Origin of the sequence: Kitasatospora sp. NPDC001540, assembly GCF_042894345.1 — a bacterium.
GTDB classification, from domain to species: domain Bacteria; phylum Actinomycetota; class Actinomycetes; order Streptomycetales; family Streptomycetaceae; genus Kitasatospora; species Kitasatospora phosalacinea_C.
The window spans coordinates 16174-31069 of sequence record NZ_JBIAVO010000006.1 but is presented as its reverse complement, the minus strand read 5'-3'; the positions used below and the strand labels follow the sequence as shown (position 1 = coordinate 31069).

At 72.9% G+C, this 14896-nt stretch carries 13 protein-coding genes; 6 read left to right on the top strand and 7 right to left on the bottom strand.

Translation table 11 applies throughout. The features are described 5' to 3' along the window. The first annotated feature begins 160 nt into the window (after positions 1 to 160). The 4 genes from ACFY00_RS10045 (at position 161) to ACFY00_RS10030 (ending at position 4792) form a co-directional block, all read left to right on the top strand. Entirely contained in the window at positions 161 to 1201 is a 1041-nt protein-coding gene (locus ACFY00_RS10045; RefSeq protein ID WP_285736267.1) for a LacI family DNA-binding transcriptional regulator, read from the top strand. A gap of 89 nt (positions 1202 to 1290) precedes the next feature. Beyond that, positions 1291 to 2460: a S1C family serine protease gene (locus ACFY00_RS10040; RefSeq protein WP_388029294.1), complete on the top strand. Its 1170-nt coding sequence runs from the start codon at positions 1291 to 1293 to the stop codon at positions 2458 to 2460. Between the two features lie 101 nt (positions 2461 to 2561). Next, complete coding sequence (locus ACFY00_RS10035) at positions 2562 to 3335, top strand: response regulator transcription factor (RefSeq protein ID WP_388029291.1); 774 nt, start codon at positions 2562 to 2564, stop codon at positions 3333 to 3335. Positions 3336 to 3394: 59 nt separating this feature from the next. Then, positions 3395 to 4792, top strand: coding sequence for a sensor histidine kinase (locus tag ACFY00_RS10030; protein WP_388029288.1), 1398 nt, complete (start codon positions 3395 to 3397; stop codon positions 4790 to 4792). Positions 4793 to 4861: 69 nt separating this feature from the next. Here the strand turns inward: ACFY00_RS10030 and ACFY00_RS10025 are convergent, their stop codons facing one another. The 6 genes from ACFY00_RS10025 to ACFY00_RS10000 form a co-directional block, all read right to left on the bottom strand. After that, the gene (locus tag ACFY00_RS10025) at positions 4862 to 6667 is read right to left on the bottom strand and encodes a bifunctional metallophosphatase/5'-nucleotidase (RefSeq protein ID WP_388029285.1); all 1806 of its coding nucleotides are present in this window, start codon (positions 6665 to 6667) and stop codon (positions 4862 to 4864) included. A 172-nt stretch (positions 6668 to 6839) separates the two neighbouring features. Next, positions 6840 to 8186, bottom strand: coding sequence for an ATP-binding protein (locus ACFY00_RS10020; protein ID WP_388029282.1), 1347 nt, complete (start codon positions 8184 to 8186; stop codon positions 6840 to 6842). A gap of 27 nt (positions 8187 to 8213) precedes the next feature. After that, positions 8214 to 9797 (bottom strand): SCO6880 family protein, encoded by a 1584-nt coding sequence (locus ACFY00_RS10015; RefSeq protein WP_388029280.1) that lies wholly within the window; start codon positions 9795 to 9797, stop codon positions 8214 to 8216. Positions 9798 to 9804: 7 nt separating this feature from the next. Then, complete coding sequence (locus ACFY00_RS10010; RefSeq protein WP_388029278.1) at positions 9805 to 11091, bottom strand: hypothetical protein; 1287 nt, start codon at positions 11089 to 11091, stop codon at positions 9805 to 9807. After that, entirely contained in the window at positions 11081 to 11899 is an 819-nt protein-coding gene (locus tag ACFY00_RS10005; RefSeq protein ID WP_388029277.1) for a hypothetical protein, read from the bottom strand. Before ACFY00_RS10005 ends, ACFY00_RS10010 begins: the two co-directional genes overlap by 11 nt. A 139-nt stretch (positions 11900 to 12038) precedes the next feature. Then, on the bottom strand, positions 12039 to 12386 hold the full coding sequence (locus ACFY00_RS10000; protein WP_388029274.1) for a hypothetical protein: 348 nt from the start codon (positions 12384 to 12386) through the stop codon (positions 12039 to 12041). 249 nt (positions 12387 to 12635) lie between these two features. On the opposite strand from ACFY00_RS10000, the gene ACFY00_RS09995 reads away from it, so the two are divergent. Continuing rightward, positions 12636 to 13691 (top strand): NlpC/P60 family protein, encoded by a 1056-nt coding sequence (locus ACFY00_RS09995; protein WP_388029272.1) that lies wholly within the window; start codon positions 12636 to 12638, stop codon positions 13689 to 13691. Between the two features lie 179 nt (positions 13692 to 13870). Next, positions 13871 to 14623 (top strand): phosphatase PAP2 family protein, encoded by a 753-nt coding sequence (locus tag ACFY00_RS09990; protein ID WP_388029270.1) that lies wholly within the window; start codon positions 13871 to 13873, stop codon positions 14621 to 14623. Between the two features lie 30 nt (positions 14624 to 14653). On the opposite strand, the gene ACFY00_RS09985 is transcribed toward ACFY00_RS09990, so the two are convergent. Further along, the gene (locus ACFY00_RS09985; RefSeq protein ID WP_388029267.1) at positions 14654 to 14857 is read right to left on the bottom strand and encodes a hypothetical protein; all 204 of its coding nucleotides are present in this window, start codon (positions 14855 to 14857) and stop codon (positions 14654 to 14656) included. Positions 14858 to 14896 lie beyond the last annotated feature (39 nt).

The window sequence follows — 14896 nt, the reverse complement described above, 5'->3', positions numbered from 1 at the left end:
CGGAGGGCCGGGCGGACCCGTGCTCCAGGCACCCGCCCGGCCCCGTGGGAACGCCCCGCGGGAGCACTCGCCCGGCTTTGCCCGGATCGGTCCGGAAACGGCCGTCCCACCAGGTGTCACCCCGGGCCGGAGCGCCGAACCACCCGCGTAGACTCCCCCCGTGGCCAAGGTGACTCGCGACGACGTAGCCCGACTGGCTGGCACCTCGACCGCGGTCGTCAGCTATGTGATCAACAACGGTCCCCGGCCGGTCGCCCCGGCCACCCGGGAGAAGGTGCTCGCCGCGATCGAGCAGCTCGGGTACCGACCCAACTCGGTCGCCCAGGCGATGGCCTCCCGGCGCACCAACCTGATCGGCATGGTCGTCCCCGACGCCCGGCAGCCGTTCTTCGCCGAGATGGCGCACGCCGTGGAACGCGCCGCCTCCGAGCGCGGCAAGCTCGTGCTGATCGGCAACTCCGACTACGTGGACGACCGCGAGGTGCACTACGTCCGCGCCTTCCTCGGCATGCGGGTCTCCGGCCTGATCCTGGTCAGCCAGGGCCCCTCGCAGCGCGCCGCCGAGGAGTTCGCCGCCATGGAGGGCGCCAAGGTGGTGCTGCTGCACCGCCGCCCCGAGGCGATCGACGACGTCGCCGTGGTCACCGACGACATCGGCGGCTCCGAGCTGATCGTCCGCCACCTGCTGGAGGTGCACGGCCACCCGTACGTGGCCTGCTTCGGCGGCCCGGTGGAGTCCCCCGCCCCCGGCGACCCCGTCATCGACCACGTGGCCGGCTGGGAGCTCGCGATGGCCGCGCACGGCCTGCCCACCGAACCGCACCTGGTCGACGCGCCGTTCCACCGCTACGGCGCCTACCAGGTCGCGCTGGAGCTGCTCCGCTCCGACCGGCGGCCGCCCGCGGTCTTCTGCTCCACCGACGACCAGGCGATCGGCGTGCTCCGGGCCGCCCAGGAACTCGGCCTGCGCGTCCCCGAGGACCTCGCGGTGGTCGGCTTCGACGACATCCCCGAGGCGGCCTTCGCCTCCCCGCCGCTGACCACCGTCGCCTCCGACCGGGACGCGATGGCCCGGGCCGCCGTGGACCTGGTCCTCGACGACTCGCTGATGGTGCCCGGCAGCGACACCGAGCGGGTCCGCAAGTTCCCGTCGCGCCTGGTCGTGCGGCGTTCCTGCGGCTGCGGCGGCGAGCGGGCCTGACCAGGCTTTATGAGAAGCTGACGGGCTTCTCGGGGAACCTCTAGCACGCTCTCATCCGATCCTCATGAAACGGGCGGAGCTTGGTCGTCATGAGCGACCAGCACCGCAGCACCCACGAGCCCCACCCCCAGGACGGCGGCGCGGGCTGGCTCCCGCCGCAGCCGCCCGCCGCCCCCGCGTACCCGCCGTCGTACCCCGGCACCCCGTACCGGGAGCACCGGGAGTACCGGGAGGCCGCCTACCCGGCCCTGCCGCCCGCCGACGCGGGCGACCCGGCGCCACTGCCCGCGATCCCCGTCCCCGCCGACGGCACCGCCGACCAGCAGCCGCCCGCCGGGCACCGCGCCCGCCGCGGCCTGCTGCGCGGCCGCCTCGCCCTGGCCACCGCCGTCGCCGCGATCGCCGCCCTGGTCGGCGGCGTCACCGGCGGCACCCTGGCCCACGACCGCACCGGCTCCACCAGCGCGGGCAGCACCCTGGTGCGCCCCGTCTCGGCGAACGCCGACGGCAGCCCCGACGTCTCCGCGATCGCCGCGGCGGTCTCCCCCGCCGTCGTGCAGATCACCGTCAGGACCGGCAGCGGCACCGCCACCGGCACCGGCGTGGTGCTCACCGAGGACGGCCGGATCCTCACCAACTACCACGTCGTCTCCGGCGCGGTCAGCGGCGGCGGCCAGATGACCGTCGCCTTCCAGGACGGCTCCACCGCCACCGCGACCGTCACCGGCACCGACAAGTCCCTGGACGTCGCCGTCATCACCGCCTCCGGCGTCAGCGGCCGCACCACCGCCGTCCTCGGCAACTCCGACGACGTCGCCGTCGGCGACCCGGTCGTCGCCATCGGCAACCCGGAGGGCCTCACCGGCACCGTCACCTCCGGCATCGTCTCCGCCAAGGACCGCAAGGTCTCCGTCCAGGTCGACGAGAGCACCACCAGCAACAACGGCGGCTTCGGCTTCCCGAACCTGCCCGGCCAGCGCGGCTCCTCCGGCTCCTCCGGCTCCTCGTCCGCGGACTCCGCCGACACCGCCACCTACCAGGCGCTGCAGACCGACGCCGCGCTCAACCCCGGCAACTCCGGCGGCCCGCTGATCAACGCCGCCGGACAGGTCATCGGCCTCAACTCGGCCATGTACTCCGCCTCCGGCTCCAGTTCCGGCGGCAGCTCCGACGCGGGCAGCGTCGGCCTCGGCTTCGCCATCCCGATCAACAGCGTCAAGCAGGTGCTGTCCCAGCTGCAGGCCGGAAAGACCCTCTGACGCACCATCCGGTCGACGACCACCGCCGACCGCCCGCCCGATCCGTCCCCTCCGACGGACAATGGCCAGGACCGCACCGGACTCAGAAAGGGCCCGCGCCGATGACTCCCCCCGCCGACGACCGCACTCCCGCCGAGGCCCCGGGCGGCGGCGCCCGCGTCCTCGTGGTCGACGACGAGCCCGCGCTGCGCGACGCGCTGGAATCCAGCCTCGCCTTCGAGGGCTACCAGGTCACCACCGCCACCGACGGCTACGAGGCACTGGCCGCCGTCGAGCGCGACCGCCCCGACCTGGTGCTGCTGGACATCATGATGCCCCGGATGGACGGCCTCACCGCCGTCCGCCGGATGCGCTCCCGCGGCGACACCGTGCCCGTCCTGATGCTCACCGCCCGCGACGCCGTCGGCGACCGCGTCACCGGCCTCGACGTCGGCGCCGACGACTACCTCGCCAAGCCCTTCGAACTCGACGAACTCCTCGCCCGCGTCCGCGCCCTGCTCCGCCGCAACGCGCTCGCCGCCGAGGCCGCCGCCCGCACCGCCGCCGACGGGGACGGCGGCGAGGTGCTCGCCTTCGCCGACCTGCGGATGAACACCGCGACCCGCGAGGTCACCCGCGACGGCCGGGCCATCGAACTCACCCGCACCGAGTTCATGCTGCTGGAGATGTTCCTCTCCCACCCGCGGCAGGTCCTGACCCGCGAACAGATCCTCAAGGCCGTCTGGGGCTTCGACTTCGAGCCCTCCTCCAACTCCCTCGACGTCTACGTCATGTACCTGCGCCGCAAGACCGAGCAGCACGGCATGCCCCGCCTCATCCAGACCGTCCGCGGCGTCGGCTACGCGCTGCGCGCCGCGACCGGCGCCGCGGCGTGAAGCCGATCGGCCGGCTCACGGGGTGGTTCCGCGGCAGGTCGCTGCGGAGCAGGCTGGCCATGCTCACGGCTGCCGCGGTGGCGGTGGCGATCGCGGTGGTGTCGGTGGCGAGTTGGCTGCTGGTGCGCGAGAAGCTCTACCAGGAGGTGCACGACAGCCTCGACAAGGCGTACCAGCAGGAAGGGCTCGGTCCCGGCCGCCAGCTGTACTGCGGCAGCACTCCGGAGGCGGCCCTGGCGAAGGTGCCCCCGGTGCCGGACGACCACTTCGGGCCACCGAAGTACGACTACCAGGTCGTGACGGCGGACGGCAGCGTGTGCTTCCCGATGGGCGCCACCAAGGCGGTCGTGGTGCGGACGGGCGACCTGCCGAGCGGCGCGCCGGGCAGCAAGACCGCCACCTACCGCGCGGGCAACTACCTCAACGGCGACTCGGCGTTGATCCGCCGCACCGCCACCAGCGTCCGGTCCGGCACCGTGGAGCAGCGCGCGACGCTGCTGACCGCGCTGCCCACCAGCGGTGTGGAGGAGTCCCTCAAGAGTCTCGCCCTGCTGATGGCCGGCGTCGCCGGGCTCGGCGTGATCGGGGCCGGGGTCGCCGGGCGGGTGGTCGCCCGGTCCGCGCTCAAGCCCGTCGACCACCTGACCGGCGTGGTCGAGCACATCGCCCGCACCGAGGAGGTCGGCACCACGATCCCCGTCCACGGGCAGGACGAGATCGCCCGGCTCTCCACCTCGTTCAACTCGATGTCGACCGCGCTCGCCAACTCCCGGGAGCGGCAGACCCGGCTGATCGCCGACGCGGGGCACGAGTTGCGCACGCCGCTGACCTCGCTGCGCACCAACGTCGACCTGCTGATCCGCTCGGACGCGCAGGGGCGGGCGCTGCCGCCGGAGACGCGGGCGCGGATGCTGGGGAACATGAAGGCGCAGATGCAGGAGCTGACGCTGCTGATCGGCGACCTGCTGCAGCTGTCCCGGCCGGACACGCCGAACCGGGAGGCGGTGCGGACGGTGGTGCCGTTCCACGAGACGGTGGGGCGGGCGCTGGAGCGGGGGCGGCTGCGCGGGCCCTCGCTGGTGTTCGACGCGGACGTGCGGCCCTGGTACGTGCACGGGGACCCGGCGGCGCTGGAGCGGGCGGTGATCAACCTGCTGGACAACGCGGTGAAGTACTCGCCGCCCGCCGGGACGATCGAGGTGCGGCTGCAGGGCGGCCGGTTGACGGTCCGGGACCACGGTCCGGGCATCCCGGCGGAGGAACTCCCGTACGTCTTCGACCGGTTCTGGCGCTCGCCGTCCTCCCGGCAGCTGCCGGGTTCCGGCCTGGGCCTGTCGATCGTGGCGCAGACCGTGCAGGACGCCGGCGGCCAGGTCTCGTTGGGACCGGCGCCGGACGGCGGGCCGGGGGCGCAGGCGGTGATCGTGCTGCCGGGGCAGCCGGAGGAACCGCGCTGAGCAGGCGCGGGAGGGCGCGCGGGAGGGCGGGGCACCCGGGGTGCCCCGCCCTCCGCCGTGCTGCTGGGGTCAGCCCGCCTTGACCACGGGGATGACGTTGATCCGGTCCGAGGCCGGCGGCGCGATCGGGGCGCTGGCCGAGCTGTGGGCGGACAGGTACGCGTTGAAGACGTCCAGGTCGGAGGCGCCGACCAGCTTGTCGGTGCCGGCCGCGAAGGCCGGGAAGCCGTCGCCGCCACCGGCCAGGAACTCGTTCGCGGCGACCCGGTAGCTGGCGGCCGGGTCGATCGGCGCGCCGTTCAGGCGGATCGAGTCGACGAGGACGCGGGCCGCGCCGGCCTGGTTCAGGTCGAGGGTGTAGTGCAGGTTGCCCGAGATCTGCAGGACCTTCGGGGAGGCCTCGTTGGGCCCGGAGACCTGCTGCTGCAGGACCTGCACCAGCTGGGCGCCGGTCAGCGTCTTGACCTGCATCATGTTGGTGAACGGCTGGACGGCGAACACCTCGCCGTAGGTCACCACGCCGTCGCCCTCGGCGCCGCTGGCCTTGTACACCAGGTCGGAGCGGATGCCGCCGGGGTTCATGAACGCGACCTGCGCGCCGCCCTTGTCGGGGGCCGAGAGCCCGGCCAGCTGGGCGTCGGCGATCAGGTCGCCCAGCGGCTTCTCCAGCGCGCTGGAGCCGCGGCCGTTGATGTCGGCGGTGATGTAGCCGGTGGCGCGGTTGGAGATCGGCGCGGCCAGCTTGCTGTACCGGTCGATCAGCGCGGTCAGGTCCGGCGCCTTCGGCAGGTCGCGGCGCACCACGTGGTTGGCGGCGGTGACCGACGGGCGGACGATGGCGCCGGTCCGCTTGTCCAGCTTGAGGTCGATCTCGGTGTACAGGCGGCCGAACGAGGCGGCGCTGGTGACCGAGCGGGGCACGCCGTTCGGGTCCGGGATCATGCAGGCGTACGAGTTGTGGGTGTGGCCGGTGACGATCGCCCCGACGGCCGGGTCGAGCTTCTTGGCGATGTCCACGATCGGACCGGAGATGCCCGCCCCGGCCGCGCCGCAGTCGTAGTTGTAGACGCCGCTGGCGGGCAGGCCGCCCTCGTGGATCAGCGCCACGATCGAGTTGACGCCCTGCTTCTTCAGCTCCGCGGCGTACTTGTTGATCGTGGTGACCTCGTTGCCGAACTTGAGGCCCTGCACGCCCGCGGCGGTGACGATGTTCGGGGTGCCCTCCAGGGTCACGCCGATGAAGCCGACCTTGACGCCGTGGACGTTCTTCACCCAGTACGGCTTGAGGATCGGCTTGTTCGTCTTCTCGCTGGTGACGTTCGCCGCCAGGTACGGGAAGTCCGCGCCCTCGAAGGTGCGGCCCTCCTCGTAGCAGCCGTCGACCGGGTGGCAGCCGCCGTTCTGCATGCGCAGCAGCTCGGCCGAGCCCTCGTCGAACTCGTGGTTGCCCACCGAGGTGACGTCGAGGCCGATCTCGTTCATCGCCTCGACGGTCGGCTCGTCGTGGAACAGGCCGGAGACCAGCGGGCTGGCGCCGATGATGTCGCCGGCCGCGACGGTCAGGCTGTTGGCGTGGCCCTGACGGGCGTTGCGCAGCGCGGTGGCCAGGTACTCGACGCCGCCGGCGGGGGTGGCGACGGTCTTCCCGGTGGCGGGGTCGATCTCGCTGATCGTGCCCGAGGAGCCGGCCGGGGGCTCCAGGTTGCCGTGGAAGTCGTTGATCGCGAGGAGCTGCAGGTCCTCGTACTTGGGCTTGTCGTGGCCCCGGCCGTGGGCCTCGGCCGTGGCCGGGAGGGCCATCGTGCCGAAGAGGGCGGCGGCCGCGACGGCCGCGAGGGCGGTCGTGCGGCGGCCGGTGGTACCGGAAATGGGCATGGCTGTCCCCTGGACCGTCGGGGCCGCGGCAGGGCGGCCTGGCGTTGTCTGGGTGCAGCCTAGGGTCAACGCGCGTAGCTGTCAGGAACCTGCGAGTAACGAGCTGGTATCCGCGGCCTGACGAACCGGCTCCCGCCCCCGGTCGGGGCCCTGCTCACGGTCGGGGCCCGGCTCAGATCCGCGGCTGCGCCGTCAACTGCTGGTCCGCGCGCTCCCGCTCGGCCACCGCGTCCTCGGTCATCGCCCGGTCGGTGTACACCAGCGGCTTCTCGGCCTCGGTGATGATGTGCTTGACCACCTGCACGTTGCCGTTGACGTCCCACACCGCGATGCCCGGCGACAGCGTCGGGATGATCTCCACCGCCCAGCGCGGCAGGCCCAGCACCCGGCCGGTGGCCCTCGCCTCGTCGGCCTTCTGCATGTAGATCGTCCGAGTGGAGGCCATCTTGAGGATCGCCGACGCCTCCTTCGCCGCCGCCCCGTCCACCACGTCCGACAGGTGGTGCACCACCGCGACGAAGGACAGGCCCAGGCGGCGGCCGAACTTCAGCAGCCGCTGGAACAGCTGGGCCACGAACGGGCTGTTGATGATGTGCCAGGCTTCCTCCACCAGGAAGATCCGCTTGACCCGGTCCGGGCGCAGCCAGGTGTGCTCCAGCCAGACGCCGACGATCGCCATCAGGATCGGCATCGCGATCGAGTTCCGGTCGATGTGCGACAGGTCGAAGACGATCAGCGGCGCGTCCAGGTCGATGCCCGCCGAGGTCGGGCCGTCGAACATGCCCCGCAGGTCGCCGTCGACCAGCCGGTCCAGCACCAGGGCCACGTCCAGGCCCCAGGACTGCACCTCGCCGACCTCCACGCCCAGCGACTCCACCGCCGACAGGTCGGGGCTGCGCAGCGTGTCGATGATGTCGTTCAGCACCGGCTGACGGTCCTTCACCGTCGCGATCACGTACGCGTGCGCGGCCTTCAGCGCGAACCCGGCCCGTTCCTCCAGGCTGCGGCCCATCGCCACCTCGATGATGGTGCGCAGCAGCGACAGCTGGCCGGTGGTGGTGATCGCCGGGTCCAGCGGGTTCAGCTTCACCCCGCCGTCCAGGGCCGCCATCGGGTCCAGCCGGACGGACTTTATCCCCAGCGCGTTGGCGATCAGGTTCCACTCGCCGACGCCGTCCTCGCCCTGCGCGTCCAGCACCACCACCTGCCGGTCGCGGAACCTCAACTGCCGCAGCACGTACGTCTTCTCCAGCGCCGACTTGCCGTTGCCGGACTCCCCCAGCACCAGCCAGTGCGGGGCCGGCAACTGCTGGCCGTACAGCTGGAACGGGTCGTAGACGTAGCCCTTGCCGCTGTACACCTCGCGGCCGATGATCACCCCGGAGTCGCCCAGGCCGGGCGCCGCGGTCGGCAGGTACACCGCCTGCGCCTGGCCGCTGGAGGTGCGCACCGGCAGCCGGGTGGTCTCCACCCGGCCGAACAGGGTGCTGGTGAAGGCATCGGTGAGCTTGCCGAGCATCGACGGTCCTCCGGAAGGTCAGCGGCGTCAGCGGCGGATGCCGGTGGCGAACGGCAGGGTGTTGGCGAACGCCCGGTGGTGCTCGCGGTCGCACCACTCCAGCTTCAGGTAGCTCTTGCCCGCGGACGCCCGGATGGTGCGCTTGTCCCGGGCCAGCGCCTCCGGGCTGCGCGAGGACACCGTCAGGTACCCCACCAGGTTCACCCCGGCCGCGCCGGACGCCAGGTCGTCGCCGCGCTGGTCCACCCGGCCGGTGTGCGCCAGGTCGCGCGGGTCCACCGTGCGGTTCATCTTCGCCGCCCGGCTGGCCTCCGCCTCGTCGTTGGTCTTCTCGGTCAGCATCCGCTCGATCGCGACGTCGGTCGGCTCCAGGTCCATGGTCACCGCGACCGTCCGGATCACGTCCGGCGTGTGCACCAGCAGCGGCGCCAGGAAGTTCACCCCGACCGGCGTCAGCGGCCACTCCTTGATCCACGCGGTGGCGTGGCACCACGGCTCCCGGGTCGCCGCCTCCCGGGTCTTCGCCTGCAGGTACTGCGGGTGCGTGGCGTCCAGCTCGGCCGGCCAGGCGTTGCGCCGACTCATCGCCTGGATGTGGTCGATCGGGTGGTCCGGGTCGTACATCGAGTGGATCAGCGACGCCAGCCGGGCCTGCCCCAGCGGCTGCCGCACCCGGATGTCCGCCTCCGCCAACCGGGCGCAGATGTCGGTCAGTTCGCGCGCCATCACGGTCGCCAGACCGTCGTCGTCGCGGGCCCGCCTCTCGCCCCGCCCGTACGCGGTGCGCCCCATCGCGTGCGCCTCGGCCGCCAGGTCACGGGTGTAGTGCATGCACGCCACCAGGTACGCCCGGTGCTGCTCCGAGGAGGTCGACACCATCGACTGCAACTGGTCGTAGCTCTCCTGCAGCCAGCGCGGCGCCGCGTGGTCGCCGCGCCGCTCCACGTCCTTGGCGTGCGCGTCCGGGTCGGCCGGCAGGGTGCGGGCCAGGATCTGCAGCCGGGTCACGAAGCCGTCGCCGTTGGCCACGTGCTTGAGCAGCGTGCCGAACCGGTCGACCAGCGCCTCCTGGTCCTCCGAGTCGCGCAGGCCCACGCCCGGGCCCTCGATCTCGATCGCCGCGGTCACCGTCCGGCGCTCCAGGTGCATCAGCACCGCGACCTCGTCCGGTCCGAACGGCGCGGTCAGCCAGCGCAGCCGCCCCACCCCCGGCGGCGGGCCGACCTCCACCTCGCGCCCGTCCAGCCGGGTGCCCGCCTCGTGCACGTCCGGCTTCCACACCGCGCGGCCGCTGCGCACCGTCCGCCGGAACGTCCGGTTGATCTCCACCCACTTGTAGAACGTCCGCCGCCGGTACGGCACGTACACCGCCATGATCGCCAGCAGCGGGAAGCCCACCAGGCCCGCGATCCGCAACGGCAGCAGGCTCGGGATCAGCCCCCACACCATGCCCAGGCCGGCACCGGCGATGATCAGCACGATCTCGCCGGTCTCCCGGTTACGCCCGATCGGCGCGTTCGGCCGCGCCTTGCCGATCAGGTAGGTGCGGCGCTGGTGGGCGTACGGCTGGGCGTACTGGGTGCCGTACTGGCCGAGCTGGTCGCTGCTCATCTACCCGTCACCCTCCCTTCGGGTTGTTGACCGGAGCTTGGACCTGGCCCTGCGCGGGCGGCACCGCCGCCCGCGGCGGGTTCGCGGGCCGGGAGGCGTGCGCCGCGATGCCCGCGCCCGCTCCGCCGCCACCGGCCGGGGCACCGCCGCCACCGCCCGCGCCCTCCGCGCCGCCGCGCGAACCGTGCGTCGAGATGCCCTGCTTCACGAAGTTCGCCGGGCCGTTGATCATCGCGCTACCGGCCTGCACCGCACCCGCCCGGGCCCGCCGCATCGCCATCAGCTCGTCGCCGAAGCCCGGCACGAACCGGTACACCGCCGCGCTCGCGAAGATCGACAGGAACAGGATCGCCAGCCCCGCCAGCACCCGCCCGAAGTCGTCGTCCGCCCCCGCGCCGGTCGCCACCGCGCCCGCCAGCCCCAGGATGATCACCACGATCGGCTTCGCCAGGTCCACCGCCAGCATCATCGCGGCCCACCGGCGGACGTGCTTCCACATCTGTTTGTCCACCAGCCCCGCGTACACCGCCGTCCCCAGCAGGGCGCCCACGTACAGCATCGCCGCCCGGATCACCAGCTCCACCCACAGCACCGCCGCGGCCAGCACCGCCACCAGCGACACCAGGATCAGGATCAGCGGGCCACCGCCCATGCTGCCCTTCTCCAGGGTGTCCGCGAACCCGCCCAGGTAGGTGCCGGTGTCCGACTTCGTCCCCGACGCGATCGCGTCCGTCAGCCCGTCGGTGACCGTCACCACCGTGTACAGGATCAGCGGCGTGAACGCCGACGCGATCACCGTCAACCACAGGAACCCGACCGCCTCGCCGAACGCCTGCCCCAGCGCCGCGCCGCGCACCGCGCGCTTCGTCACCGCCAGCAGCCACAGCACCAGCGTGATCACCGTCGAGACCGCGAACACCACCGCGTACTGCTGCAGGAACGCCGCGTTCGTGAAGTCGACCTTCGTCGTCCCGTCGATCGCCCCCGACAACTGCCGCACCACCCACGCCGCCGCCTGCGCGCACCCCTTCGCCAACGACCCCAGCGGATCGGTGACCCCGGACACGGCGTCCGTCCCGGGGATCACGGTGGCACCGGGCGGGGCGCAGAGCTTGTCGGCGCCGAGGACGGTGGCGTCGTTGCCCGCGCACTTGGACACGCTCGGGCTCGGCGACGGCTCCGCCGACACCCGCTGCGCGACCATCAGCGCGGCGAGTTGGAGGACGCTCATCGCGGCGCCGAGCGCCCCGGCGCGGCGCAGCAGGCGCACTCTGGGAGCGGCGTCAGCGGGCATAGCGGAACCCTCCGAACTGCTGGACGGCATCGGCGATCTCTTTCGCGGTGGCCGCCTGCTGGTCGCCCGGCAGGGGGGCGGGGCCCGCGGCGCGGGAGTAGTCGGTGAGCTTCCAGTCGCTGCCGGTCCAGCGCATGGTGACGGTCAGGGTGTACCAGTCCTGGGTGACCGGGACGACGGAGCCCTCGCCGGTCAGGCCGTACAGACCGGTGCACCAGACGTCGACCCGGGTCGCGGTGTCGGCCCCGTTGGTGGTGCGGGTGCCGACCGGGACGACCCGGTTGACGAAGGTCTGCCCCTTCGGCGCCTTGCCCTGGGCGTCGAGCCCGTAGCGCGCGTTCGTCTCCGGCGTGAACGCCTGGTCCAGGCGGGCCTGGAGGGCGGGGAGGACGGTGGGGTCGGCGATGGTGGTGAGGACGGTGCGGCGGCCGTCGGTGCGGAACATGTCGGCGGAGCCGAGGGCGACGGCGTAGTTGGCGGCGGCGGACTGCGCGCCCTGGTCGGTGTGCGGGTAGCCGGTGCCGATGCCGTTGACCGTGGTGGTGACGGGCTGTTGGCCGCTGGCGGCGGTGCGGTCGGGGGAGGCAGCGGCGCCGGCCGCGCGGTCGCCGGAGGTGGTGCCGTCACCGCGGGCGGCCGGCGGCTTGTCGCGGTTGGCGACGGCGACGGCGACGACCAGCAGGGTGACGATGCCGAGGACGGTCAGGAGGGTGCGCAGCGGCCTGGCCTGACGGCCGGTCACGGGGGCGGTCTGTTCGGCGACCGGTAGCCGCGTACGGGTGTGCGGCTGGTCGTCGGACAACGGCACGGGGGCCCTCCTGGTGGGACGCCGCCGCGCGGGGTGCGGGCGGCGGCGTGACGGGTGCTCGGCGTGGGGAAGGGGCGGGGGCGGGGTGGTTCGGCGGGAACGGATCACCTGCGCCGGGGCGGGAGTTGCGGTCCGATCGTCAGATGGCCATGCCGTACACAATGGTGAACAGGGTGCCGAGCGAACCGATGATGAACACGCCGGTCAGGCCGGCGATGATCAGCCCCTTGCCCTGTTCGGCGCTGAAGGTGTCGCGCATCGCGGTGGCGCCGATCCGCTGCTTGGCGGCGCCCCAGATGGCGATGGCGAGGCAGACCAGGATCGCGACGGCCATCACGACCTGGACCATGACCCGGGCCGAGGAGCCGAGCGTGGCGAACGGGCCCCAGTCGGGGGCGATCCCGCCGATGATGGTGTCGATGTCGGCCTTCTTCGGCGGGTCCTCCGCCAGGTGCCGGATCACTGTGCTGTCCACGTTCAGGTCCATTCCATCTCACCGCCCGATCAGGAAAATTCAAGGCCCCGGACCACGGTCGAGCGAAGGGGCAGGGCCTACTCTTGGCCAGATCTGACGTCGACTTGGCTGCTTCTCGCGGATTGCTCGTGGCTGGCCGGACGCCTCCGCCAGGATGTCCGGTGCTTCAAGGATACTTCCCGCCCTTGGTATCTGTGATGATTGCACCGGGCAAATGCGCAACAGGACATGGCCGCTGACGTTCCGTCGGGATGGTGCTGGATGGTGCTCCGGAAGGCTCGGTGGGCGGGCGCCGCGACGGCGGTGCTCGGGATCGGTTTCGTGGGCGTCGTGACGCTCGGGACGTACGCGGCCAGCGGAGTCCCGGGGCGCTCCGCCGCCCGTCCGGGGCTCTCCGGCGGGACGGTTCCGGCCGCGTACCGGGCACAGATCGAGAAGTGGGGCAACCTCTGCCCGGAGATCTCCGCGCCGATGCTGGCCGCGCAGCTCTACCAGGAGAGCGGGTTCGACCCCCGGGCGAAGAGCACGGCCGACGCCAGGGGCATGGCCCAGTTCATCCCTGCCAGTTGGGACGCCTTCAGCGTCGACGGCGACGGGGACGGCAAGCGGGACGTCTGGAACCCGCTGGACGCGATCGCCTCCGCCGCCAGTTACGACTGCCGGCTGGCCAAAGAGGTCGCCAATGTTCCCGGCGACAAGCAGGCGAACATGCTGGCGGCCTACAACGCCGGGCCCGGCGCGGTGTCCCAGTACCGGGGCGTCCCCCCGTACAAGGAGACCCAGGGCTACGTCCGCAGCATCCAGGCGCTGGCGAAGTCCTTCACCGCACCGGCCGACCCGGGCGCGCAGCTGGCGCTGACGCAGCAGGCGGCCGGGGCGATCTGGTTCGCGCAGGGCAAGCTGGGGACGGACTACCTGTGGGGCGGCACCGGGCAGAGCTGGGAGGACGGGCGGTTCGACTGCTCGGGGTTGACGCAGGCCGCGTACGAGAGCGTCGGGATCCAGCTGCCCCGGGTGGCGAACGACCAGTGGTACGCGGGGCCGCACCCGTCGCGGGACCAACTCCGGCCCGGTGACCTGGTGTTCTTCGCCAACGACCTGGAGGACCCGCGCACCATCCACCACGTCGGGATCTACGTCGGCGGCGGGTACATGATCGACGCGCCGCACACCGGGGCGAAGGTGCGCTACGACACCATCGACCAGCGGGACTACATCGGGGCGACCCGGGTCACCTCGGACGGCGCCGCCGCGCTGCCGAACCGGAACCCGAACGACGGCACCATCACGAGGAGCGAGGCGCCGAGGACCAGCTGACCGCGGCCCGCACCCGGCATGTGCACGCCCCGTGGACGGTCAGTCAAGTTTGCATAACGGTGCGTTTCGAAGGAAACCGCGGCGGCCTTGATCGCGTTGACTCAGGAGGCTACCGGTGGTCCGCGCCCGGGAGCACCACCAGCCGGGACCATTGCGGAGAGCGGACAGGGAGGTGCGGCGTGCCGACGCTGCTCGCCGACGCCGGAGCCGGTTCGGGCGACCCCGACCTCGGCCTGCTCAAGGCCGTCAACGGCCTGGCCGCCGACGCCCCGGGGTGGTTGGACTCACTGGTCGCCTGGACGGCCGAGTACGGCATCCTGCTCGGCCTGGCCGCGCTGGGCCTGACCGCCTGGCTGGTCGCCCGCCGTCGGCCGGACGCCCCGGTCGCCGTGGCCGGGGTGCTGTGGGCGCCGCTGGCGGTGGCCGTCGCCGAGCTGGCCAACCTGCCGATCTCCCGGCTGGTGGACCGGCCGCGGCCGTTCGTCAGCCACCCCGAGCTGGACGTGCTGGTGCCCGGCAAGGAGGACACCCTCTCCTTCGTCAGCGACCACTCCGCGATGTCCATGGGCATCGCCGTCGCGCTGTTCCTGGTCAACCGCAAGCTGGGCCTGGCGGCCGGGGCGCTCGCGCTGCTGCAGGGGTTCTGCCGGTTGTTCGTCGGCGTGCACTACCCGACCGACGTGATCGGCGGCTACGCGCTGGCCACCGCCGTGGTGCTGCTGCTGGCCCCGATCGCGATGGCCGTCCTGGTGCCGCTGTGCCACGCGCTCTCGCGCTCCGCGCTGCGTCCACTGGTGGTGGCCCGTTCGGTCGCCGTCGAGCCGGGCGGGCGGCGGTCGGCCGCTCCGGCGGCCCGCCGCTCGGGGCGGCGCCGGAGCCGGGGCCGGCCGCAGCCGGACCGGGAGCGCGCCCCGGAGGACCTGGCCGCCTGAGCGGCGGCGCCGGAGGGGGGCCCGCCGGGTTCAGGCGACCTCGGCGCCGGTCTCCGGCAGGTGGCCCGCGGCGTCGCGCCGGGACTTGTCGCGGGAGCGCCGCCCGGGCGCGAACCAGCCGCAGGAGCAGAGCGCGAAGCTGAACGAGCCGCGCTCCACCACCTCCACCCGGTGCTCGTCCGGGTGGTCGGTCCGCGCTGCCCCGTCGGGTGCCCCTGGGCGCTGGTCTGCCACACCCTTCACCGTAGCCCGGGCGGACGGCCCGGCGTCCCC

Coding starts and splice junctions, on each gene's coding strand:
- ACFY00_RS10040 (WP_388029294.1), top strand. CDS start 1,291: ATGAGCGACCAGCACCGCAGCACCCACGAGCCCCACCCCCAGGACGGC.
- ACFY00_RS10035 (WP_388029291.1), top strand. CDS start 2,562: ATGACTCCCCCCGCCGACGACCGCACTCCCGCCGAGGCCCCGGGCGGC.
- ACFY00_RS10030 (WP_388029288.1), top strand. CDS start 3,395: ATGCTCACGGCTGCCGCGGTGGCGGTGGCGATCGCGGTGGTGTCGGTG.
- ACFY00_RS10025 (WP_388029285.1), bottom strand. CDS start 6,667: ATGCCCATTTCCGGTACCACCGGCCGCCGCACGACCGCCCTCGCGGCC.
- ACFY00_RS10020 (WP_388029282.1), bottom strand. CDS start 8,186: ATGCTCGGCAAGCTCACCGATGCCTTCACCAGCACCCTGTTCGGCCGG.
- ACFY00_RS10015 (WP_388029280.1), bottom strand. CDS start 9,797: ATGAGCAGCGACCAGCTCGGCCAGTACGGCACCCAGTACGCCCAGCCG.
- ACFY00_RS10010 (WP_388029278.1), bottom strand. CDS start 11,091: ATGCCCGCTGACGCCGCTCCCAGAGTGCGCCTGCTGCGCCGCGCCGGG.
- ACFY00_RS10000 (WP_388029274.1), bottom strand. CDS start 12,386: ATGGACCTGAACGTGGACAGCACAGTGATCCGGCACCTGGCGGAGGAC.
- ACFY00_RS09995 (WP_388029272.1), top strand. CDS start 12,636: ATGGTGCTCCGGAAGGCTCGGTGGGCGGGCGCCGCGACGGCGGTGCTC.